Here is a 20,888-nt window from a genome sequence, read left to right on the forward strand (position 1 = left end):
TCCTTTCTGCGCGATTGACATCTCTAGACATCTTGAGTGAAGCGAACATCTCTAGAGATGTCAATCGTGTCCGGGTGGCGTGCCGTCGGCGGCGCGGGCGCACGGCCCGAAGTGCGCTGGCACACGTGTGCCCTAGGGTGTCTAGAGAAGAGGGAGGACGTTCACGTATGGCCACAAGCGGCGGCGCCCGTCAGCCGAAGTACCAGCGCATCGCCGACACACTCCGGGAGGCGATTCGGGCGGGCGAGTACGGGCCGGGCGCGCGGTTGCCGGGGGAGAACGACCTCATGGCCGCCCATGGCGTCGCCCGGATGACCGCGCGGCAGGCGCTGGGCGTTCTGCAGAGCGAGGGGATCGCCGAGTCCCGCAAGGGCGCGGGCGTGTTCGTACGGTCGTTCCGGCCGCTGCGGCGGCATGGTGTCCAGCGGCTGGCCGGTGAACGGTGGGGCGCCGGGCGGTCGGTCTGGTCGGCGGACATCGAGGACCGGACGCTCGTCGTGGACCAGGTCGGTGTGGCCGAGGAGCCCGCCCAGGAACGGATCGCGCACGTCCTGGACATCGCCCCGGACGACGCCGTCTGCGTACGCCGCCGACGCTATGTACTGGAGGACAAGCCGGTTCTGCTGGCCACCAGCTTCCTGCCCGCCGCCCTCGTCGCGGGTTCGGCCATCACGCGGGAGGACACCGGTCCGGGCGGGATCTACGCACGGCTCGACGAACTCGGCCTCAAGCCCGTGCACTTCAGGGAAGAGGTCCGCTCCCGCATGCCGTCCCAGGACGAGGCGCACCGGCTGAGCCTCTCCGCGGGCACGCCCGTCATGCTCATCTGCCGTACGGCGTTCGCCGCGGAGGGGCGGCCGGTCGAGGTCAACGAGATGGTTCTCGACTCCGCGTCGTACGTGCTCGAGTACGACTTCGACGCGTAGGGCCTGTCCGGCCCGGAGGACGGAGACCGTCCTGGTGCGGCCCGTTGAAAGGCGTGGCCGTCGTGGTGCCTATGCTCGGCTTATGACTGAGAGCACCGACCCCGGCACCGGCGTGTCCCCCGAGGACCGCAAGATCATCACGCTGGCCCGCAGCGCCCGCGCGCGTAATGGCGTACCTGAGGGCGCGGCGGTGCGGGACGAGACCGGGCGTACGTATGTCGCCGGCACCGTGGGGCTGGACTCGCTCAAGCTCAGCGCGCTGCGTACGGCTGTCGCGATGGCCGTGGCCAGTGGTGCGACCTCGCTGGAGGCGGCGGCCGTCGTCACGGCCGAGGAGACCGTGCCGGACGAGGACCGCGCGGCCGTGCGCGACCTCGGCGGGCCCGCGACCCCGGTGCTGGTGGCGGGACCCGACGGCACGCTCCGGGTGACCGTCACGGCGGGCTGACCGGGTCCGATCCGTGCGCGGAAGGTGGCGGCGCGGCGCCCGTGCGGGGCTGTCTGGTCGGCGCAGGGTAAACGATCGGGGACAATGGGCGCCATGAGCGCTCGTACCTCTTCGCCCGAGACTTCACCCGAGGCAACCGAAGCCCCCCACCGGGCCGGCTTCGCCTGCTTCGTCGGCCGCCCCAACGCGGGCAAGTCCACCCTCACGAACGCTCTGGTCGGTCAGAAGGTGGCCATCACCTCCAATCGGCCGCAGACCACCCGGCACACCGTGCGCGGCATCGTGCACCGCCCCGAGGCGCAGCTGATCCTGGTCGACACCCCCGGCCTCCACAAGCCGCGCACGCTGCTCGGTGAGCGCCTCAACGATGTCGTACGCACGACCTGGGCCGAGGTGGACGTGATCGGCTTCTGTCTGCCCGCCGACCAGAAGCTCGGCCCCGGCGACCGGTTCATCGCCAAGGAACTGGCCGCGATCAAGAAGACCCCGAAGGTCGCCGTCGTCACCAAGACGGACCTCGTCGACTCCAAGACACTCGCCGAACAGCTCATCGCCATCGACCAGCTCGGCAAGGAACTCGGCCTGGAGTGGGCGGAGATCGTCCCGGTCTCGGCGGTCGGCGACCAGCAGGTCGGTCTGCTGGCCGATCTGCTCGTCCCGCTTCTCCCGGAGAGCCCGCCGCTCTACCCGGAGGGCGACCTCACCGACGAGCCCGAGCAGGTCATGGTCGCCGAGCTGATCCGCGAGGCCGCGCTGGAAGGCGTACGGGACGAGCTGCCGCACTCGATCGCGGTCGTCGTCGAGGAGATGCTGCCGCGCGAGGACCGCCCGGCGGACAAGCCGCTGCTGGACATCCACGCGAACGTCTACATCGAGCGCCCCAGCCAGAAGGGCATCATCATCGGCCCGAAGGGCAAGCGGCTCAAGGAGGTCGGGACGAAGTCCCGCAAGCACATCGAGGCGCTGCTCGGCACCCCGGTCTTCCTCGATCTGCACGTCAAGGTCGCCAAGGACTGGCAGCGCGACCCGAAGCAGCTGCGCAAGCTCGGGTTCTGACCGGGCGAGCGGGACATTGAGGGCAGGAACTAGGCGCCCTCCTTCAGTACGCGCGAGATCAGCGCGCGCTGGTCGTCGGTCAGTCCCGGGTCCGCGCAGTGGACCGCGCGGTCGTCGATGGTGATCACGTAGTGGTAGCCGTCCGGTACGCCGGCGGGCGGCGTCTCCGCGCCGTCCGCCATCGCCCGCTGGGCCAGTTCCCGCCAGTCACCGGCATCGCGCAGGCCCGAGGTCTCGATCTCGGCCCTGCGCTCGATGCCCGCGAAGCCGCCTGTGCGCCGTACTTGGATACGCATGGGTCCTGTCTAGTACGTGACGGGCGGCGACGGTAGCCGCCGCTCCTGCCGCCCCCGGTGCTTCACGCCGTGGGGACGCCGACCTGGGACCACGCCTTGATCACCGCCTCCAGCTCCGCGCCGTCCCCGAAGCGGGCCCGCGCCGCCGCGACCGTCAGCCGGGCGAAGTCCGCGAACTGCGCGTCGGCGGCCAGCTCGCCGCCGGTCAGCACGTCGAACCAGATCTGCCCCGCGCGCTCCCACGCCTTTCCGCCGAGCGCCACGGCCAGCAGATAGAACGCGTGGTTGGGGATCCCGGAGTTGATGTGGACCCCGCCGTTGTCCTGGGTCGTCCGGACGAAGTCGTCCATGGTGCCGGGCTGCGGGTCCTTGCCGAGGACATCGTCGTCGTACGCGGTGCCCGGCGCCTTCATGGAGCGCAGCGCCTCCCCGGTGACCCCGGGCGCGAGCAGGCCCGCGCCGATCAGCCAGTCGGCCCGGTCGGCGGTCTGCTCCAGGGTGTACTGCTTGACCAGCGAGCCGAAGACATCCGAGACGGACTCGTTGAGAGCGCCCGACTGGCCCTGGTAGTCGAGGTTGGCGGTGTACTGGGTGAGGCCGTGGGCCAGCTCGTGGCCGATCACGTCGACGGGCAGCGTGAAGTCGAGGAAGACCTCGCCGTCACCGTCGCCGAAGACCATCTGCTCGCCGTCCCAGAAGGCGTTCGCGTACCCCTCGTCGTAGTGGACGCTGGCGACCAGCGGCAGCCCGGCGCCGTCGAGCGAGTCCCGTCCGTACGCCGACAGCAGCAGCTCGAACGTGGCGCCGAGACCGCTGTACGCGCGGTTGACGGTGGCGTCGCGGCCGGGCTCGTCACCCTCGCCGCGCACCTTCCTGCCCGGCAGCGTGGTGCCGTGCTCGCAGTCGTGGATCGTGCGGTGCGGGTTTCCGGTGGCGGCGGCGGTGGGGGCGGTGAGGGCGCGCAGGCCGGTGATGCGGCGCCGGGTGCGATGGGCGGAGTCCACCTCCAGGGTGCGGCGGGCGGGCCCGGAGAACCGGGGATCCTCGGCCTGGGCGAGCTTGTCGAGGAGATGGGGCGGCACGATGGTGCAGAAGACGGGCGCGATGTCGTTCATACGAGAACGGTGGCAGCGCGTCATCGCTCTGTCACTCATCGCGACAGGAATTGCTGAGATGGAGTGATTCCCGGAGGCCGGGTCTTTACATCCCCCGCGGCGCGCCCGCTGACTCCGCCGTCCCGCGACCGTCTCCGGCGTCCCGCGACCGTCTCCGCCGTTCCGTGACCGTCTCCGCCGTCCCGGCGACGGGATCCGCCGTCCCGGCGACCGTCCCCGCCCGTCTCGCGGGACGTTCCTCGTATCCCGCATTCTGATACGGACCCGCGCACCCGGCCCGGCTCGGCTAGGCTGCCTGACATCATGCGTTTCGGGCTGCTTCTCCTTAGCTGCCGCGGCGAGGGTCTGTAGTCGTAGGCCGACCCCCTCCCCGCGGAGTCCGGTGTTGCGGTGTTCACGCCCGTCGGCCGTCCCAGCGGACACACGAGGAGCCCCTGCGCAATGTCTGATTCTTCCGTCGGTCGTGCCACGCCCATCACCAGCGCGACCCACACCCAGCGGCCGTCCGGGATGCCGATCCACAAGTACGGCCGCTACGAGGCGGTGGAGATCCCCGACCGCACCTGGCCGGACAACCGGATCACCGTCGCCCCCCGCTGGCTCTCCACCGATCTGCGCGACGGCAACCAGGCGCTGATCGACCCGATGTCACCGGCCCGCAAGCGCGAGATGTTCGATCTGCTGGTCCGTATGGGCTACAAGGAGATCGAGGTCGGCTTCCCGTCCTCCGGTGAGACCGACTTCGCGTTCGTGCGGTCGATCATCGAGGAGGGCGCGATCCCCGAGGACGTGACGATCTCCGTCCTGACCCAGTCCCGCGAGGAACTGATCGAGCGCACCGTCGAGGCGCTGCGCGGCGCCCACCGCGCGACCGTCCATCTGTACAACGCCACCGCCCCCACGTTCCGCCGGGTCGTCTTCCGCGGGACGAAGGAGCAGGTCAAGCAGATCGCCGTGGACGGCACCCGGCTGGTGATGGAGTACGCGGAGAAGATCCTGGGCCCCGAGACGACCTTCGGCTACCAGTACAGCCCGGAGATCTTCACCGACACCGAGCTGGACTTCGCGCTGGAGGTCTGCGAAGGCGTCATGGATGTCTGGCAGCCCGAGGCCGGCCGCGAGATCATCCTCAATCTGCCCGCCACGGTGGAGCGTTCGACCCCGTCCACGCACGCGGACCGCTTCGAGTGGATGTCGCGCCATCTCTCCCGCCGCGAGAACGTGTGCCTGTCCGTGCATCCGCACAACGACCGCGGTACGGCCGTCGCCGCCGCCGAGCTGGCGCTCATGGCCGGGGCCGACCGTATCGAGGGCTGTCTGTTCGGGCAGGGTGAGCGCACCGGCAATGTCGACCTGGTGACGCTCGGCATGAACCTCTTCTCCCAGGGCGTCGACCCGCAGATCGACTTCTCGCAGATCGACGAGATCCGTCGCACCAGCGAGTACTGCAACCAGATGGAGATCCACCCGCGCCACCCCTACGCGGGCGATCTGGTCTACACGTCCTTCTCCGGCTCCCACCAGGACGCCATCAAGAAGGGCTTCGACGCGCGCGAGGCCGACGCCGCCGCGCAGGGCAAGCCGGTCGACGAGATCGAGTGGGCCGTGCCGTATCTGCCGATCGACCCGAAGGACGTGGGCCGTTCGTACGAGGCGGTCATCCGGGTCAACTCGCAGTCCGGCAAGGGCGGGATCGCGTACGTACTGAAGAACGACCACAAGCTGGACCTGCCGCGCCGGATGCAAATCGAGTTCTCCCGGATCATCCAGGCCAAGACCGACGCCGAGGGCGGCGAGGTCACGCCCGGCCAGATCTGGTCGGTCTTCCAGGACGAGTACCTGCCCAACCCGGAGAACGCGTGGGGCCGGCTCCAGCTCCGCTCCGGCCAGACCACGACCGACACCGACGGCAAGGACACACTGACCGTCCAGGCCGTCGTGGACGGTACGGAGACCGTCCTGACCGGTACCGGCAACGGTCCGATTTCGGCCTTCTTCGAGGCGCTGGCGGCGGTCGGGGTGGACGCCCGGCTGCTGGACTACCAGGAGCACACCCTGAGTGAGGGCGCGAGCGCGCAGGCCGCCTCGTACATCGAGTGCGCGATCGACGGAAAGGTGCTGTGGGGCATCGGGATCGACGCGAACACCACCCGCGCTTCACTCAAGGCGGTCATTTCCGCGGTGAACCGCGCGACCCGCTGATCCGGCCGCCGACTCCGGCCCCGACTCCGCCCGACCCGGGCTGACCTGAGCGTTTCGCGGACCCCGATCACCAGCCACGGTGGTCGGGGTTCAGCCATGTCGTGGCGATCTCACGCCGCGGTACTGACGGGGCCCACGTGATGTGGCTAACATCACGTCAACGCGGCGGCTCCGCGTCCGGATTCCCCCTGGGCGCAGAGGCGAAGTGGAGTGCAGCGCAACGAAGCGTTGCCGGTGTGTTACGGAGGTGCGCGACGTGCTGCCAGCTCAGAGACCCGGTGGGCGAAAAGTGCGTTTCTGCGGCATTCGTACGTCCTGGAACACCGTCGGGGACGGGGAGTTCTTCTGTCCCGACTGCGGAGGCGACCGCAACTACCGCCGCCGGACCGGCCGTCGCCGTTTCACGGTGCTCGGGGTCCCGCTGCTTCCGCGCGGCTGCGCCGGGCCCGTCGTCGAATGCGCCGCCTGCCACGCCCACTTCGGGACGGACGTACTCGACCACCCCACCACCGTCCGCTTCTCCGCGATGCTGCGCGACGCCGTGCACACGGTCGCGCTGGCGGTCCTCGCGGCGGGTGGCACGTCCTCGCGCACGGTCAGGGAGACCGCGGTCCTCACCGTCCGGGCGGCCGGGTTCGAGGACTGTACGGAGGACCGGCTGACGGATCTGGTCGACGCGCTCGCCGCGGACACCGGCCGGTTCCTCGCCGAGCCGGGACCGTGCGGCGCGGCGCTCGCCATCGAGCTGCACGAGGCGCTGGAGCCCCTGGCCCCGCATCTCGCCCCGGCGGGACGGGAGTCGATCGTGCTCCAGGGCGCGCGGATCGCGGTGGCGGACGGACCGTACAGCCTGCCGGAGCGCGAGGTGCTGAGCATCGTCGGCGGCGCGCTCCAGCTCTGCTCGGACGATACGGAGCGGCTGCTGCTGGCGGCGTCCGGCACGCCCTCCTGAGCGCGGCCCTCGGGACGCTCACCGGACGAGGGGAGCGCGGCGGGGGCCGGGGAGCACGGCAGGGGCCAGGGAGCACGGAGGGGGCCGGGGAGCGCGGAGAGGCCGCCCGCGGCGGGCAAAGGGCCGCCCGCGCATGCGGGAGAATGGGCCCCATGAGTCTGTTCCGGGACGACGGCGTTGTGCTGCGCACCCAGAAGCTCGGTGAGGCCGACCGCATCATCACGCTTCTGACCCGCGGCCACGGCCGCGTCCGCGCCGTCGCCCGGGGGGTACGGCGGACCAAATCGAAGTTCGGGGCGCGGCTGGAGCCGTTCTCGCATGTCGATGTGCAGTTCTTCGCGCGCGGCAGCGACCTCGTCGGACGCGGACTGCCGCTGTGCACCCAGAGCGAGACCATCGCTCCGTACGGTGGCGGCATCGTCACCGACTACGCCCGCTACACCGCGGGCACCGCCATGCTGGAGACCGCCGAGCGGTTCACCGACCACGAGGGGGAGCCGGCCGTCCAGCAGTATCTGCTCCTGGTCGGCGGGCTGCGCACGCTCGCGCGCGGGGAGCACGCACCCCATCTGATCCTGGACGCCTTCCTGCTGCGCTCCCTCGCCGTCAACGGCTACGCGCCGAGCTTCGACGACTGCGCGAAGTGCGGACTCCACGGACCGAATCGTTTCTTTTCGGTCGCGGCGGGGGGAGTCATCTGCGGCGACTGCCGGGTGCCCGGCAGCGTCGTACCCTCGGCTGAGGCCGTCGGACTGCTCAGCGCGCTGCTGACCGGCGACTGGGACACGGCGGACGCGTGCGAGGCGCGGCACGTCAGGGAGGGCAGCGGACTGGTGTCGGCCTATCTGCACTGGCACCTGGAGCGCGGGCTGCGCTCGCTCAGATACGTAGAGAAGAACTAGGAAACCAGGAGACGAGAGCGCATGGCACGACGCGGAATCATGGGGCGTTCCCGCCGCGAGTACAAGACGCCGGAACCGCACCCCTCCGGTGCGCGTCCGCCGAAGATCCCCGGCGAGCTGGTCCCGAAGCATGTGGCCTGCGTCATGGACGGCAACGGCCGCTGGGCCAAGGAGCGCGGTCTGCCGCGCACCGAGGGCCACAAGGTCGGCGAGGGCGTCGTACTCGATGTACTCAAGGGCTGTCTGGAGATGGGCGTCAAGAACCTCTCCCTGTACGCCTTCTCCACCGAGAACTGGAAGCGCACCCCCGACGAGGTGCGCTTCCTGATGAACTTCAACCGCGATGTCATCCGGCGCCGCCGCGACGAGATGGACGAGCTGGGGATCCGGATCCGCTGGGTGGGCCGGATGCCCAAGATGTGGAAGTCGGTCGTCCAGGAGCTCCAGGTCGCCCAGGAGCAGACGAAGGACAACGACGCCATGACGCTCTACTTCTGCGTCAACTACGGTGGCCGCGCGGAGATCGCGGACGCCGCGCAGGCGCTCGCCGCCGATGTCGCGTCCGGCAAGCTCGACCCGTCCAAGGTCAACGAGAAGACGTTCGCCAAGTACCTGTATTACCCCGACATGCCGGACGTGGATCTCTTCCTCCGTCCCAGCGGGGAGCAGCGCACGTCGAACTACCTGATCTGGCAGAGCAGTTACGCCGAGATGGTCTTCCAGGACGTGCTGTGGCCGGACTTCGACCGCCGTGATCTGTGGCGGGCCTGTCTGGAGTACGCGTCCAGGGACCGGCGCTTCGGCGGAGCGCTGCCCAACGAGGACCAGCCGGAGCAGGCCGAGCAGGCCGAGTAGGCGGCGGGGCCGGAACGCGCGCGGTCGCCGTACGGGCTCGACGATGAGCCCGCACGGCGACCCAAGGCGCTTGATACAGAAGGCGCTTGATACAGAGGGCGCTTGATGCGGAAGCTAGTTCTTCGCGACCGCCGCCGCGCACTCCGCACACGTACCGAAGATCTCCACCGTGTGCGCCACGGCCACATAGCCGTGCTGCGCGGCGATCATCTCGGCCCACTGCTCCACCGCGGGCCCCTCGACCTCCACGGCCTTTCCGCAGACCCGGCAGACGAGATGGTGGTGGTGGTCGCCGGTCGAGCAGCGCCGGTAGACCGACTCGCCGTCGTTCGTGCGCAGTACATCGACCTCGCCCGCGTCGGCGAGGGACTGAAGGGTGCGATAGACCGTGGTCAGACCGACCGAGTCACCACGGTGTTTGAGCATGTCGTGGAGCTCCTGCGCGCTCCGGAACTCGTCCACCTCGTCGAGCGCCGCCGCCACCGCGGCACGCTGGCGGGTCGATCGGCCGCGCACGGGGGCCGCGCTTGATCCACCGCTGGGCGCAGTCGTCACAGGTGCCTCCTTGCCTCTGCCCGTATCCCTCGGGCGTTGCCCGCTTCCCACGGGCCATTGTGCCAGTTCGTGACCGCCCGGCAGTCAGACCGTGACATCGCCCGCGGTCCGGCGTGCGGCGGGCACGTCCACGTCCGGCGCCTCCACGTCCGGTACGGCCGCGGCCTCGGCGGCCCGCAGCGCGCGGGCCCGGCGTCTGGCGAGGGGGGTGGCGAGCGCGGTCAGCACCACGAAGACACCGATGGCGATCAGCACGATCGTCGCGCCGGGCGGCACGTCCTGGTAGTACGAGGTGACCGTGCCGGCCAGTGTCACCGCCGTACCGATCACCACGGAGAGGACGAAGGTGACCACGAAGGACCGGGTGATCTGCTGGGCCGCCGCGACCGGCACCACCATCAGCGCGCTGACCAGCAGCAGCCCCACCACCCGCATGGCGACGGTGACCGTCACCGCGGCCGTGACCGCGATCAGCAGGTTCAGCGTGCGCACCGGCAGTCCGGTGACGCGGGCGAACTCCTCGTCCTGGCTGACCGCGAAGAGCTGCCGGCGCAGCCCCACGGTGACCAGCATCACGAAGGCGGCGAGCAGCGAGATCGCGGTCACGTCCGCCGGCGAGACCGTCGACAAGGAGCCGAACAGATACGTACTGAGGCTGCCGTTGGAGCCGTTGGGCGCGAGGTTGATCAGCAGGACGCCGCCCGACATGCCGCCGTAGAAGAGCATCGCCAGCGCGATGTCGCCGCGTGTGCGGCCGTACGCGCGGATCAGCTCCATCGTGACGGCGCCCGCGACGGCCACGAGCGTCGCCATCCACACCGGGCTGGTGGAGAGCAGGAAACCGAGGCCGACCCCGGTCATGGCGACATGGCCGATGCCGTCGCCCATCAGGGCCTGGCGGCGCTGTACGAGGTAGATGCCGACGGCGGGGGCCGTGATGCCGACCAGTACGGCCGCGATCAGCGCGCGCTGCATAAAGGCGGTCTGGAGGATTTCCATGGTCAGGTCAGCAGTCCTGTGCGGAGCGGCTCGCCGGCCGCGTGCGGATGGCAGCCGGGATGGGTCAGAGGATCGGGGGCATGGCCGGACAGGCCGTGTGGGCCGGCCGCCCGGGGCGGCGGTCCGTCGTGGACCACACAGCCGTCGCGCAGGACCACCGCGCGGTCGATCAGCGGCTCCAGCGGGCCCAGTTCATGCAGGACGAGCAGCACGGTCGTACCGGCCGCGACCTGTTCGCGCAGGGTCGCCGCGAGGATGTCCTGGCTGGCCAGGTCGACGCCCGCCATCGGTTCGTCCATGATCAGCAGTTCGGGCCCGGCGGCGAGCGCCCTGGCTATCAGCACGCGCTGGTGCTGGCCGCCGGAGAGCGCGTCCACGGAGTCCTTGGCGCGGTCGGCGAGCCCGACCAGGTCGATGGCCCGCTCGACGGCGGCCCGGTCGGCCTTGCCGGGCAGGCCGAACCTCGTACGGGACAGCCGGCCGGAGGCCACGACCTCGCGGACGGTCGCGGGCACCCCGCTCGCGGCGGTGGTGCGCTGCGGTACGTACCCGACGCGCGCCCAGTCGCGGAAGCGGCGCAGCGGGGTCGAGAAGAGTGTGATCTCGCCGTCGGTCAGCGGTACCTGTCCGATCACCGACCGTACGGCGGTGGACTTGCCGGAGCCGTTGGCACCGAGCAGCGCGACGACCTCACCGCTGTGCACGGCCAGATCGACGCCGCGCAGCACCGGGCGCGAACCGAGTGTGGCCCTGGCGCCGCGGACGGTCACGACCGGGGCCGGGCCCCGCTCCGGCGTCCGCCGCGCCGCCTCGGCGGTCTGACCGCTCTCCCTCGTCGCCATGTCGGGCGCCTCCGATACCGCTGCCGGCTGTTTCATTTCGCGCCGAGTGCTGTCCGCAACGCGGCGAGGTTCGACTGCATGACCTCGATGTAGTCATCGCCCTTGGACTTGTCCGTAATTCCCTCCAGCGGGTCCAGGACGTCGGTCTTCAGTCCGGAGTCCGCCGCGAGGGTCTTGGCGGTCTTGTCGCTGGCGAGCGTCTCGAAGAATACGGTGCTGACCTTGTCGTGCTCCGCGATGGTCCGCAGTTCCTTCACCCGGGCGGGGCTGGGCTCCGACTCGGGGTCGATGCCCGCGATGGCCTCCTGCGTCAGACCGTAGCGCTCGGCGAGATAGCCGAAGGCGGCGTGGGTGGTGATGAAGGTCTTGGTGGCGGTGCCGGTGAGGCCCTGCTCGAACGCCGTGTCCAGGCCGCCGAGCTCCTTCACCAGGGCGTCGGTGTTCTTCCGGTACGCGGCGGAGTTGTCCGGGTCGGCCTTCTCCAGGGAGGCGCCGACCCCCTTGGCGACCTCGGCGTACTTCACCGGGTCCAGCCAGATGTGCGGGTCCTTGCCGGCCAGGGCGTCCTCTTCGCCGGCGGAGTGGCCCTCCTCGTGGCCCTCCTCGCCCGCGTGGCCGTCCTCGTGGCCGTCGTCGTGGGAGTGGCCGACCTCGGTGCCGTGCTTCTCCAGCGTGGTGAGGGAGGTCGCGTCGACGGTGTTCTTCACACCGGACTGCGTGATGGCCTCGTCCACGGCGGGCTGGACGCCCTTGAGATAGAGGATGACATCGGCCTCGCCGAGCTGGGCGACCTGCCGGGGGGCGAGTTCCAGGTCGTGCGGCTCCACGCCGGGCTTGGTGAGCGTGCTGACGGAGACGTGGTCGCCGCCTATTCGCTCGGCCAGGAACTGCATGGGGTAGAACGACGCGGTCACCGCGAGCCGGTCACCGCTCTTCGTGTCGGCGGCGTCGGAGGAGGAGCAGGCGGACAGCGTGACCAGGCCGAGGGTGACTGCTCCGGCGAGAGTGGCGGTGGGTATCAGGCGTCGTGCGTTCATGACTGTCATTTTCAACAAAAGTGGAAACGATTGTCAACAAGGGTCGCAGCCGCCTCTTACCCCGCACCGATTTGATCGAAGGGGTGCGGCCGCCGCTAATCTGAAGCATTCGCCGTTCGTCGTCGTCGTAATGAAGAGAGCACCGTGGCCGCCGACAAGATCGACAGCATCGTCAACCTGAGCAAGCGCCGTGGCTTCGTCTACCCGTGCAGTGAGATCTACGGTGGTCAGCGCGCCGCCTGGGACTACGGGCCGCTCGGAGTCGAGCTGAAGGAAAACCTCAAGCGTCAGTGGTGGCGTTACATGGTCACCTCGCGCGAGGACGTTGTCGGTATCGACTCCTCGGTGATCCTCGCCACGGAGGTCTGGGAGGCGTCCGGCCACGTCGCGACCTTCAGTGACCCGCTCACCGAGTGCACCTCCTGTCACAAGCGGTTCCGCGCCGACCACCTGGAGGAGGCGTACGAGGCGAAGCACGGCAAGGCGCCGGAGAACGGCCTCGCCGACATCAACTGCCCGAACTGCGGCAACAAGGGCACGTTCACCGACCCCAAGCAGTTCTCCGGCCTGCTCTCCACCCACCTCGGCCCGACGCAGGACTCCGGCTCCGTCGCCTATCTGCGGCCCGAGACCGCGCAGGGCATCTTCACCAACTTCGCCCAGGTGCAGCAGACGTCGCGCAAGAAGCCGCCGTTCGGCATCGCGCAGATGGGCAAGTCCTTCCGGAACGAGATCACTCCGGGCAACTTCATCTTCCGCACGCGCGAGTTCGAGCAGATGGAGATGGAGTTCTTCGTCAAGCCGGGCGAGGACGAGCAGTGGCAGGAATACTGGATGGAGCAGCGCTGGAACTGGTACACCGACCTGGGTCTCCGTGAGGAGAACATGCGGTGGTACGAGCACCCGGCCGAGAAGCTCTCGCACTACTCCAAGCGCACGGCCGACATCGAGTACCGCTTCCAGTTCGGCGGCAGCGAGTGGGGCGAGCTGGAGGGTGTCGCCAACCGCACCGACTACGACCTCTCCGCGCACTCCAAGGCGTCCGGCCACGACCTGTCGTACTTCGACCAGGAGGCCGGCGAGCGCTGGACCCCGTATGTCATCGAGCCCGCCGCCGGTGTCGGCCGCTCGATGCTCGCCTTCCTCCTCGACGCGTACAACGAGGACGAGGCGCCGAACGCCAAGGGCGTCCTGGAGAAGCGCACCGTGATGCGTCTCGACCCGCGCCTCGCGCCGGTCAAGGTGGCCGTGCTGCCGCTCTCCCGCAACCCGCAGCTCTCGCCGAAGGCCAAGGGCCTCGCGACGGATCTGCGGCGCAACTGGAACATCGAGTTCGATGACGCGGGCGCCATCGGCCGCCGGTACCGCCGCCAGGACGAGATCGGCACGCCGTTCTGTGTGACCGTCGACTTCGACACCCTGGACGACAACGCGGTGACGGTGCGCGAGCGCGACACGATGCAGCAGGAGCGCGTGTCGCTCGACCAGATCCAGAGCTACCTCGGCGCCCGGCTCCTCGGCTGCTGACGGCCGCCGACGACACCTGACAACGGCCCACATTGAACGGCGGGTTACGTTCGTAGCTCGAAGCCCCCGGTTCCCTCACGGAACCGGGGGCTTCGTTGCAGACTGGGCGCTGACCTACCAGGGAGGCACGGATCATGCCGGCCACGACGACCAGCACGGTCAGGAGATGGGATCAGCATGGGCGCGAGCATGTCGTACGCGTCCAGAAGGCGGGTGTGCAGCGGTCGTTGATCTGCGACACCTGCGGCTGGCGCAAGGGGGCGCAGTTCCTGCCCTGGCTCAAGGCCGAGGAACATCTCACCGAGGCCCACCAGGCGACGGTGGACCCGGCGGCGGACTGAGCGGGCGCGGCGGGCCGGCAGGGCGGGACTTTCGCAGCACGCCCTGGGCCGGCCCAGGGGCCGTATCAGGCCCGCAGACCGCGCAGCAGCAGATCGCAGACGGCGGTGAACTCGGCGTCGATCGTGGGCTTCCGCCACTCCGGCGCGTACGACGGGTCATGGAAGCGGGCCGTGGCGGCGAAGACCGCCCCGGCCGTGCTCGCCGGGTCCGCCGCCACGAACTCGCCCTCGCGCACGCCCTCTTCGACGATCCGGGTGAGTTGGTGGGCCAGCTCCGTCAGATGCGCGTCGACCACATCGCTGCTCTCGTCGATGAGCACGGAGAACGTGGCGAACAGCTCCGGGTCGTCCCCTGCCTTGTGCCGCTTGGTGTCGAACAGCGCCAGCAGCCAGCCGCGCAGCTTCTCCGGGCCCGGCTCGGCCTCCCCGTCCATGATCGCGGCCAGCGCTGTCTCCGTACGGCTCAGCCAGCGCGAGGTGACCGCCTCCCGCAGCGCCGCCTTCGTGCCGAAGTGCCGGTAGACACTGCCATGGCTGACGCCGAGCACCCGTGCCACATCGACCACCGTCGCCTTCGCCGGGCCGTAGCGGCGCAGCACCTCCTCGGTGGCTTCGAGGATGCGCTCGGCGGTCAGGGGCTCGGTGGCCATGGGGGCGCCCGGCCTTTCGTGGTTCGTACGGCGGATGCGACAGATGACATTACCTGTCAGGCCCGGCGACCCGACAGGACGGCCGACGGGGGCGGTCCCTTCCCCCGCGTCCTCCGCGCCGGTCAGCGCTCGCTGTCGAGATGCTCCATCTGACCGGCCGGATACCGGTCCCCGGCGGCGGCACCGGACGGTACGGCGCTCTCGATGGCGGCCAGATCACCGGCGTCCAGCGTGACGTCCAGCGCGCCGAGGGCCTCGGTCAGCCGGTCACGGCGGCGGGCACCGACGAGCGGCACGATGTCCTCGCCCCGGGAGAGCACCCACGCGATGGCGATCTGGGCGACCGAGACACCCTTCTGTCCGGCGATCTTCCGCAGCGACTCGACCAGCCCGAGGTTGTGCCGGAGGTTGTCGCCCTGGAACCGGGGGCTCACGGCGCGGAAGTCGGTGGGGGCCAGCTCGCGGTCATGGGTGAAGTGGCCGCTGATCAGTCCGCGTGAGAGCACTCCGTACGCCGTGACGCCGATGCCCAGCTCGCGGACGGCCGGCAGGATCTCGTCCTCGATGCCGCGCGAGATCAGGGAGTACTCGATCTGGAGGTCCGCGACGGGGGTGACGGCGGCTGCCCGGCGGATGGTCCCGGCGCCGACCTCGGAGAGTCCTACGTGCCGCACATGTCCGGCCCGGATCAGCTCGGCGATGGCGCCGACCGTCTCCTCGATCGGGACGTCCGGGTCGACTCTGGCGATCCGGTAGATGTCGATGTGGTCGGTGCCGAGGCGCTGGAGGGAGTACGCGGCGAAGTTCTTCACGGCGGCGGGGCGGCCGTCGTAACCGCTCCACCCGTTGTCCGGGTCGCGCAGGGCACCGAACTTGACGCTGGTGAGGGCCCGCTCGCGGGCAGCCGCGGGGGCGGTGCGCAGGGCCTCGCCGATCAGCAGCTCGTTGTGGCCCATGCCGTAGAAGTCGCCCGTGTCGAGCAGGGTGACGCCCGCGTCCAGCGCGGCGTGGATGGTGGCGATGGACTCCGCGCGGTCCACATCTCCTCCGTACAGGGCGGACATGCCCATGCAGCCGAGGCCGAGCGCGGAGGTACGGGGGCCCGAGGCGCCGAGAGAGCGGGTGGGGATGGCGTTCATGAGGGTTCCTCCAGGCGGATCGCTGAGTGACAGAACAACCATGGCATGAGCGATGACAGATTTCAATATCTGTCATCGCTCATGCCATCACGTGTCCGGTGTCCGCCAAAAACGCGTTACGTCCGGGCCCCGCCCGGTGGTAGCGTCACGGGCATGTTCTTCCAGATCTACGAGTGAGAGCGCGGCGGCGACGACCCGCCCCCCACCGACGAATCCGCAGATCACTTCTCATCGCTTCGGGAGAACCCCATGGCAAAGAGCCGCAACAACCTTCTCGGCGTCGGCGGACAGCGCAAGAAGCTGTCCCGCACCGACCCGCAGGCCAGCGCCCCCGCGCGCGACGCCAACCGCAAGGCCTCCGCCGACCACAAGCAGGAGCTGCTGCGCAAGATGCGTGAGCGCGCCGCGGGACAGGGCGAGGGCAACGGCGCCCAGGGCGACGGCGCGCAGCGGAACGACACGACGGAGAGCGCCGCCTCGCAGGACTGACGCAGGCTGACGCACTCCGGCCGTACGTACGCCACAGGCCGTACCTCACACGTCATACGCCGTGGGCCCGGATCACCTCGGTGATCCGGGCCCACGTGCCGTATCCGTGTCCCTGCCGCTCAGCCGATCCTCCGCGGCAGCCGCAGACTCAGCAGCCCTGTCAGGACGACCAGCCCCAGCTGCGCCAGCAGCGTGACGACCAGGGCGTCCCGCATCCCCGCCGTGCCGGCGAGGGTCAGGAAGAGCGAGCCCAGCGTCGCCACCCCCAGCGCCAGCGCGGACTGCTGTGCCGTGACCATCACACCGCTGCCCACTCCGGACCGCTCGGCCGGTATGTCGGAGAGCACGATGCGGATGATGACGGGCAGTTGGAGGCCCTGGCCGAGACCGGCCAGCGCGACACCCGGCAGCAGATCCAGCCCGCCGACCGAGGGCCAGCCGCCCCATACGGCGAGCGCCAGCAACGCCACCCCGGCGGCCTGGAACACCGCGCCGGCCGTGACCACCAGGCTGCCGTACCGCCGTATCAGCCGCGGACCCGCCAGTGACGCCCCGAAGAACGCCACCGCCATGGGCACCAGCGTCAGTCCGGCGTCGATCGCGCCCATCCGCAGCCCCTGCTGAAGGGCGACGGCGATCACGAACATGAAGCCGCCGAAGCCGATTCCGAACGGCACGATCAGCGCCAGCCCCCGCCGGAGCGTGACCAGCGCGAGCAGGCTCGGCGGCACCAGTGGCGTCCTGCCCTGCCGGTCGGCCCGCCGTTCCACCCGTACGAAGGCGTACGACACGACCGGGAAGGCCGCGAGCGAGACCCATGTCCACCAGGGCCATCCGGCGGCCCGGCCCTCCGTGAGGGGCGCCAGGAGCGTCACCAGGGCGGCGGCCAGCAGGATCGTCCCCGGTGTGTCGATGGGCGCCGGCCGCTGCGAGCGGGTCTCCGGCACCGAGCGGACCGCGAAGAGCAGGCCCACCAGCGCCACCGGCACATTCACCAGGAAGATCGCCCGCCAGCCGCTTCCCGCGATATCGGCCGCGACCAGCACCCCGCCCAGGATCTGGCCCGCCACCATCGCGAGCCCGGCCGTCGCGCCGTACAGGCTCAGCGCCTTCGCGCGCCGCTGTCCGCCGGTCGCGGAGTGGATGGTGGCCAGCACCTGCGGCAGCATCAGCGCCGCCGCGGCGCCCTGCGCCACCCGCGCCCCGACCAGCGTCCAGGCGTTCGGCGCGAGGCCGCAGACGAGTGAGGTGATGCCGAAGGCCGCCATGCCGAGGAGGAAGAGCCGCCTCCGTCCGAACATGTCCCCGAGCCGCCCGCCGAGCACGAGCAGCACGGCGTACGACAGCCCGTACCCGGCCACCACCAGTTCCAGCAGCGCGGGGCCCGCGGCCAGATCGTGATCGATGGTCGGCAGAGCTACATTGACGATGAAGAAGTCGATCAGAGGGAGCGCCGCACCGAGGAGCACGGTGAACAGGCCGAGAGCGCCGAGCACGGACCCGTGGTCATGGATGACGGGCGGTCCGCCGGATGGGGCCTTGGCGGTGGATGTCTTCTGTAGGGACGCGAATGCTCTACTCACTCCATCGACGATCGCTCCACACTCACCCTGGTACCAGAGTGTCTTTATCCTGGTACACGGACTACCCGGCAATGGGCTGCCGTGCGACACCCTTTTTTCACCGAGGGCGACCGACCTCTGCGCTTCGTACACTCTCGGTTACACCAAGTGAGAGGGGAGTGATGATGAAAGCGAACAAGGGCGACCGTCTGGTGATGCACGGCCGGGTGGTCGGCAAGCACGACCGGATCGTGGAGGTCGTGGAGGTGCTGGGGCCGAACGGCTCGCCTCCGTTCAAGGTACGTGCCGAGAACGGTCACGAATCGATCGTGTCGCCGGGCCCGGACACCGCCGTGGAGCCGCACTCGAAGAGCGAGTGAAGCGCGGGTAGCACCCCGTGATGCCTGGTAGCGGGAGGCTCTTATCCCGTTACCAGGACTGCCTGGCAACGGGCTGGGACATGCGGCACCCTTGAATCATGACCTTCACCAGCGCGCAGGCCGGGCACACGGCGCGAGCCGGACACGTGACGCGGGCCGGGCAGTCGACGCAGGCCGGGCAAGAGAGCGATATCCGCCGCCATGAGCTGGCGGGGTTCCTGCGCAGTCGCCGTGAGCGGATCACGCCCGAGCAGGTCGGGCTCGACCGGGGGAGCCGTCGGCGTACTCCCGGGCTGCGGCGCGAGGAGGTCGCCCAGCTCTCCGCCGTCGGTGTCACCTGGTACACCTGGTTGGAGCAGGCGCGGGCCATTCAGGTCTCCGCGCAGGTCCTCGACGCGCTCGCCCGCGCCCTTCTCCTCGACCCCAGCGAACGCGCGCATCTCTTCGCGCTGGCCGGGGCGCTGGATCCCGCGCCCGGGACGCCGTGCCCCACCATCACGCCCGCGATCCGGCAGATGCTGGAGCGGCTGGAGCCGTTCCCGGCGTGTGTGCAGAACAGCCGGTACGACATCCTCGCGTACAACCGCACGTACGGCGTGATGATGTGCGACCTGGACGCGCTGCCGCCGCAGGACCTCAACTGCCTCTGGCTCGCCTTCACCAACGAGGACTTCCGCGCCGCCCTCGGCAATCGCGAGGAGACGACCCGGATCATGGCGGCCAAGTTCCGCTCCGCCATGGCGGAGCATCTCTCGGAGCCTCCCTGGAAGACGCTGCTCGGACGGCTGCGGGCGGCCTCGCCCGAGTTCCGCGAGATCTGGGAGCGGCACGAAGTGGTCGCTCCGGTCGGGGACAGGACCAAGAGGTTCGTCAACGCCGAGGTGGGTCAGCTGAATCTGGAGCACACCAACCTCTGGCTCGGGCCGTCCGCGGGGCCCCGGCTGGTCAGCTATGTCCCGGTGGACGACGAGACCGGGCTCCGGCTGGAGAAGCTCCAGGCGTCCGCTCGGGCATCCGCGCCGGCTCTCGCCGGTCACTGAGGCCGACGACGTACCGAGGGCCGGTCACCGGCTTACGCACGAGGGCCGGTCACCGGCCGGGTCCCTCCACGGCGGCCTCGCTGCCGGGGGCTCCCGGCTCCAGGCGCTCCGCCGTACGGCGGGCCGTCCGCCGCGCCCAGGCGCCGCTGGTGAGCGCGCCGACCACCAGGACGCAGACCCCGCACGCCGTGATGATCCACCAGGCCGGGTGGCTCGCCTTCACGAACCCCGTGTCGTACGAGGCGGAGGCCACCGCGCCCACCGTGCCGGCCGCCAGCACCGCGCCGATCACGGCCACGCCCAGCGTCTGGCCGATCTGGCGGCTGGTGGAGGCCACGGCGGCGGCGACGCCCGCCTGGGAGAGGGGCATACCGGAGACGGCGGTGTTGGTGATCGGCGCGTTCACCATGCCGAAGCCGAGACCGAACAGCACATAGCCGGTGAACAGCAGCGCGTCGGTCGCCTCCGCGTCGAACGCGGCGAACAGCACACCGCTCACCGTCATCGCCGTTCCCGAGATCAGCAGCGGGATCCGCGGTCCCCGGTTGCCGACGAGCCGGCCGGAGAGCGGGGCGCAGAGGAAGGTCATGGCGGCCATCGGCAGGATGTACAGCCCGGCGTGCAGCGCGGACAGTCCTCGTACGTTCTGGAGATAGAGCGTGTTGAGGAAGAGGAACCCGCCGAGCGCGGCGAAGGCGGAGATGGCGATGACCGTCGCCCCGCTGAACGGCGCGCTGCGGAAGAACCGCAGGTCGATCAGTGGTTCGGCGCGTCTCGGCTCGTACAGCAGCAGCCCGGCGAACGAGAGGACCGCGACGGCCGCGAACGACAGGATCAGCGGTGAGGTCAGACCCGCCTGGGGCGCCTCGATGATCGCGTAGGTGAGGGCGCCGAGCACGCCGATGACCAGCAGCTGTCCCACGGGATCGGGGCGGCGCGGCTTCGGGGCGCGCGACTCGGGGACGTACCGCCAGGTCAGGATGAACGCGGCGATCCCGATGGGGATGTTGATCCAGAAGATCGACCGCCAGCCGACCGAGTCCACCAGCAGTCCGCCGATCAGCGGGCCCGCCGCCATCGCGATACCGACGACGGCGCCCCAGGCACCGATGGCGCGGGCGCGCTCGCGCGGCTCGGTGAAGGTGTTGGTGATGATCGACATCGCCACCGGGTTGAGCATCGAGCCGCCGACCGCCTGCACCATACGGAACGCGACCAGCGATTCGAGGGTCGGTGCCAGGGAGCAGAGCAGCGAGCCGAGGGTGAACAGGACGAGCCCGGTCTTGAAGACCCGGCGTCGGCCGATCCGGTCGGCGGTGGAGCCCGCGAGCATCAGCAGCGAGGCGAGGACGAGGGTGTAGGCGTCGATCGTCCACTGGAGCCCGGCGACCGTGGCATGCAGTTCCTTCTGCATGGAGGGCAGCGCGACATTGAGGATGGTGTTGTCGAGGCTGACGATCAGCAGACTCATGCAGCAGATCGCCAGCACCAGCATCTGCCGTCGGTGGCTCAGCTCTGGCATTCATCGATGGTACGGCCACCTCATGACGCGCGCCGTGCGCGTCGGGCGTGCGC

At 70.0% G+C, this 20,888-nt stretch carries 22 protein-coding genes; 12 read left to right on the top strand and 10 right to left on the bottom strand.

All coding sequences use genetic code 11. From position 1 onward, the window contains the following. The first annotated feature begins 167 nt into the window (after positions 1 to 167). From ACIOGX_RS07280 to era, 3 genes are all read left to right on the top strand, one after another. On the top strand, positions 168 to 926 hold the full coding sequence (locus ACIOGX_RS07280; protein ID WP_356506548.1) for a GntR family transcriptional regulator: 759 nt from the start codon (positions 168 to 170) through the stop codon (positions 924 to 926). Between the two features lie 82 nt (positions 927 to 1,008). Continuing rightward, a complete protein-coding gene (locus ACIOGX_RS07285) occupies positions 1,009 to 1,374 on the top strand; it encodes a cytidine deaminase (protein ID WP_129771054.1) in 366 nt (121 codons plus the stop codon). An 84-nt stretch (positions 1,375 to 1,458) separates the two neighbouring features. Continuing rightward, a complete protein-coding gene (gene era, locus ACIOGX_RS07290) occupies positions 1,459 to 2,430 on the top strand; it encodes a GTPase Era (RefSeq protein WP_129771053.1) in 972 nt (323 codons plus the stop codon). A 29-nt stretch (positions 2,431 to 2,459) separates the two neighbouring features. Here era and ACIOGX_RS07295 read toward each other — a convergent pair whose 3' ends face one another. Next, positions 2,460 to 2,726, bottom strand: a complete 267-nt coding sequence (locus ACIOGX_RS07295) for a protealysin inhibitor emfourin (protein WP_129771052.1) — start codon at positions 2,724 to 2,726, stop codon at positions 2,460 to 2,462. A gap of 62 nt (positions 2,727 to 2,788) precedes the next feature. Next, on the bottom strand, positions 2,789 to 3,841 hold the full coding sequence (locus ACIOGX_RS07300; RefSeq protein WP_401911024.1) for a M4 family metallopeptidase: 1,053 nt from the start codon (positions 3,839 to 3,841) through the stop codon (positions 2,789 to 2,791). A gap of 441 nt (positions 3,842 to 4,282) precedes the next feature. Here ACIOGX_RS07300 and leuA point away from each other — a divergent pair, with 441 nt between their 5' ends. From leuA to ACIOGX_RS07320, 4 genes are all read left to right on the top strand, one after another. Next, positions 4,283 to 6,043 (top strand): 2-isopropylmalate synthase, encoded by a 1,761-nt coding sequence (gene leuA, locus ACIOGX_RS07305; protein ID WP_356506553.1) that lies wholly within the window; start codon positions 4,283 to 4,285, stop codon positions 6,041 to 6,043. A 256-nt stretch (positions 6,044 to 6,299) separates the two neighbouring features. Next, entirely contained in the window at positions 6,300 to 6,995 is a 696-nt protein-coding gene (locus ACIOGX_RS07310; protein WP_383968946.1) for a TerB family tellurite resistance protein, read from the top strand. A 152-nt stretch (positions 6,996 to 7,147) separates the two neighbouring features. Then, the gene (recO, locus tag ACIOGX_RS07315) at positions 7,148 to 7,897 is read left to right on the top strand and encodes a DNA repair protein RecO (RefSeq protein ID WP_129771048.1); all 750 of its coding nucleotides are present in this window, start codon (positions 7,148 to 7,150) and stop codon (positions 7,895 to 7,897) included. Positions 7,898 to 7,918: 21 nt separating this feature from the next. Next, on the top strand, positions 7,919 to 8,752 hold the full coding sequence (locus tag ACIOGX_RS07320; RefSeq protein ID WP_356506557.1) for an isoprenyl transferase: 834 nt from the start codon (positions 7,919 to 7,921) through the stop codon (positions 8,750 to 8,752). Positions 8,753 to 8,866: 114 nt separating this feature from the next. On the opposite strand, the gene ACIOGX_RS07325 is transcribed toward ACIOGX_RS07320, so the two are convergent. The 4 genes from ACIOGX_RS07325 to ACIOGX_RS07340 all read right to left on the bottom strand — a co-directional run bounded on the left by ACIOGX_RS07325 (position 8,867) and on the right by ACIOGX_RS07340 (position 12,185). After that, positions 8,867 to 9,307 (bottom strand): Fur family transcriptional regulator, encoded by a 441-nt coding sequence (locus ACIOGX_RS07325; protein WP_129771046.1) that lies wholly within the window; start codon positions 9,305 to 9,307, stop codon positions 8,867 to 8,869. A gap of 84 nt (positions 9,308 to 9,391) precedes the next feature. After that, on the bottom strand, positions 9,392 to 10,306 hold the full coding sequence (locus tag ACIOGX_RS07330) for a metal ABC transporter permease (RefSeq protein WP_356506560.1): 915 nt from the start codon (positions 10,304 to 10,306) through the stop codon (positions 9,392 to 9,394). 2 nt (positions 10,307 to 10,308) lie between these two features. Then, positions 10,309 to 11,148: a metal ABC transporter ATP-binding protein gene (locus tag ACIOGX_RS07335; protein WP_356506562.1), complete on the bottom strand. Its 840-nt coding sequence runs from the start codon at positions 11,146 to 11,148 to the stop codon at positions 10,309 to 10,311. A gap of 32 nt (positions 11,149 to 11,180) precedes the next feature. Further along, positions 11,181 to 12,185 (bottom strand): metal ABC transporter solute-binding protein, Zn/Mn family, encoded by a 1,005-nt coding sequence (locus ACIOGX_RS07340; protein WP_401911031.1) that lies wholly within the window; start codon positions 12,183 to 12,185, stop codon positions 11,181 to 11,183. 144 nt (positions 12,186 to 12,329) lie between these two features. Here ACIOGX_RS07340 and ACIOGX_RS07345 point away from each other — a divergent pair, with 144 nt between their 5' ends. Continuing rightward, a complete protein-coding gene (locus ACIOGX_RS07345; protein ID WP_129771043.1) occupies positions 12,330 to 13,712 on the top strand; it encodes a glycine--tRNA ligase in 1,383 nt (460 codons plus the stop codon). 134 nt (positions 13,713 to 13,846) lie between these two features. Beyond that, positions 13,847 to 14,053 carry a hypothetical protein gene (locus ACIOGX_RS07350; protein WP_129771042.1) on the top strand — a complete coding sequence of 69 codons (207 nt, stop codon included), beginning with the start codon at positions 13,847 to 13,849 and terminating at the stop codon, positions 14,051 to 14,053. Between the two features lie 65 nt (positions 14,054 to 14,118). On the opposite strand, the gene ACIOGX_RS07355 is transcribed toward ACIOGX_RS07350, so the two are convergent. Further along, on the bottom strand, positions 14,119 to 14,703 hold the full coding sequence (locus ACIOGX_RS07355) for a TetR family transcriptional regulator (protein WP_356506567.1): 585 nt from the start codon (positions 14,701 to 14,703) through the stop codon (positions 14,119 to 14,121). Between the two features lie 122 nt (positions 14,704 to 14,825). Then, positions 14,826 to 15,842, bottom strand: coding sequence for an aldo/keto reductase (locus ACIOGX_RS07360; RefSeq protein ID WP_383968927.1), 1,017 nt, complete (start codon positions 15,840 to 15,842; stop codon positions 14,826 to 14,828). A gap of 249 nt (positions 15,843 to 16,091) precedes the next feature. Here ACIOGX_RS07360 and ACIOGX_RS07365 point away from each other — a divergent pair, with 249 nt between their 5' ends. Then, positions 16,092 to 16,331, top strand: a complete 240-nt coding sequence (locus ACIOGX_RS07365) for a DUF6243 family protein (RefSeq protein ID WP_401911036.1) — start codon at positions 16,092 to 16,094, stop codon at positions 16,329 to 16,331. Positions 16,332 to 16,450: 119 nt separating this feature from the next. Here ACIOGX_RS07365 and ACIOGX_RS07370 read toward each other — a convergent pair whose 3' ends face one another. Then, positions 16,451 to 17,827 carry an MFS transporter gene (locus ACIOGX_RS07370; protein WP_401765563.1) on the bottom strand — a complete coding sequence of 459 codons (1,377 nt, stop codon included), beginning with the start codon at positions 17,825 to 17,827 and terminating at the stop codon, positions 16,451 to 16,453. Positions 17,828 to 18,078: 251 nt separating this feature from the next. Between ACIOGX_RS07370 and ACIOGX_RS07375 the strand changes: the two genes are divergently transcribed. Further along, complete coding sequence (locus ACIOGX_RS07375; RefSeq protein WP_129771170.1) at positions 18,079 to 18,273, top strand: DUF1918 domain-containing protein; 195 nt, start codon at positions 18,079 to 18,081, stop codon at positions 18,271 to 18,273. Between the two features lie 98 nt (positions 18,274 to 18,371). Further along, positions 18,372 to 19,313, top strand: a complete 942-nt coding sequence (locus ACIOGX_RS07380) for a helix-turn-helix transcriptional regulator (RefSeq protein WP_401911039.1) — start codon at positions 18,372 to 18,374, stop codon at positions 19,311 to 19,313. Between the two features lie 49 nt (positions 19,314 to 19,362). Here the strand turns inward: ACIOGX_RS07380 and ACIOGX_RS07385 are convergent, their stop codons facing one another. Continuing rightward, the gene (locus ACIOGX_RS07385; RefSeq protein WP_356506575.1) at positions 19,363 to 20,835 is read right to left on the bottom strand and encodes an MFS transporter; all 1,473 of its coding nucleotides are present in this window, start codon (positions 20,833 to 20,835) and stop codon (positions 19,363 to 19,365) included. Positions 20,836 to 20,888: the final 53 nt, after the last annotated feature.

Source organism: Streptomyces sp. NPDC088147 (genome assembly GCF_044741565.1).
Lineage (GTDB): Bacteria > Actinomycetota > Actinomycetes > Streptomycetales > Streptomycetaceae > Streptomyces.

What these genes read in the sequence shown, in the direction of transcription:
- ACIOGX_RS07375 (WP_129771170.1), top strand. Translation starts at nt 18,079, where the DNA reads ATGAAAGCGAACAAGGGCGACCGTCTGGTGATGCACGGCCGGGTGGTC.
- leuA (WP_356506553.1), top strand. Translation starts at nt 4,283, where the DNA reads ATGTCTGATTCTTCCGTCGGTCGTGCCACGCCCATCACCAGCGCGACC.
- recO (WP_129771048.1), top strand. Translation starts at nt 7,148, where the DNA reads ATGAGTCTGTTCCGGGACGACGGCGTTGTGCTGCGCACCCAGAAGCTC.
- ACIOGX_RS07380 (WP_401911039.1), top strand. Translation starts at nt 18,372, where the DNA reads ATGACCTTCACCAGCGCGCAGGCCGGGCACACGGCGCGAGCCGGACAC.
- era (WP_129771053.1), top strand. Translation starts at nt 1,459, where the DNA reads ATGGGCGCCATGAGCGCTCGTACCTCTTCGCCCGAGACTTCACCCGAG.
- ACIOGX_RS07285 (WP_129771054.1), top strand. Translation starts at nt 1,009, where the DNA reads ATGACTGAGAGCACCGACCCCGGCACCGGCGTGTCCCCCGAGGACCGC.
- ACIOGX_RS07320 (WP_356506557.1), top strand. Translation starts at nt 7,919, where the DNA reads ATGGCACGACGCGGAATCATGGGGCGTTCCCGCCGCGAGTACAAGACG.
- ACIOGX_RS07280 (WP_356506548.1), top strand. Translation starts at nt 168, where the DNA reads ATGGCCACAAGCGGCGGCGCCCGTCAGCCGAAGTACCAGCGCATCGCC.
- ACIOGX_RS07330 (WP_356506560.1), bottom strand. Translation starts at nt 10,306, where the DNA reads ATGGAAATCCTCCAGACCGCCTTTATGCAGCGCGCGCTGATCGCGGCC.
- ACIOGX_RS07300 (WP_401911024.1), bottom strand. Translation starts at nt 3,841, where the DNA reads ATGAACGACATCGCGCCCGTCTTCTGCACCATCGTGCCGCCCCATCTC.
- ACIOGX_RS07340 (WP_401911031.1), bottom strand. Translation starts at nt 12,185, where the DNA reads ATGAACGCACGACGCCTGATACCCACCGCCACTCTCGCCGGAGCAGTC.
- ACIOGX_RS07355 (WP_356506567.1), bottom strand. Translation starts at nt 14,703, where the DNA reads ATGGCCACCGAGCCCCTGACCGCCGAGCGCATCCTCGAAGCCACCGAG.
- ACIOGX_RS07360 (WP_383968927.1), bottom strand. Translation starts at nt 15,842, where the DNA reads ATGAACGCCATCCCCACCCGCTCTCTCGGCGCCTCGGGCCCCCGTACC.
- ACIOGX_RS07295 (WP_129771052.1), bottom strand. Translation starts at nt 2,726, where the DNA reads ATGCGTATCCAAGTACGGCGCACAGGCGGCTTCGCGGGCATCGAGCGC.
- ACIOGX_RS07385 (WP_356506575.1), bottom strand. Translation starts at nt 20,835, where the DNA reads ATGCCAGAGCTGAGCCACCGACGGCAGATGCTGGTGCTGGCGATCTGC.
- ACIOGX_RS07350 (WP_129771042.1), top strand. Translation starts at nt 13,847, where the DNA reads ATGCCGGCCACGACGACCAGCACGGTCAGGAGATGGGATCAGCATGGG.
- ACIOGX_RS07335 (WP_356506562.1), bottom strand. Translation starts at nt 11,148, where the DNA reads ATGGCGACGAGGGAGAGCGGTCAGACCGCCGAGGCGGCGCGGCGGACG.
- ACIOGX_RS07365 (WP_401911036.1), top strand. Translation starts at nt 16,092, where the DNA reads ATGGCAAAGAGCCGCAACAACCTTCTCGGCGTCGGCGGACAGCGCAAG.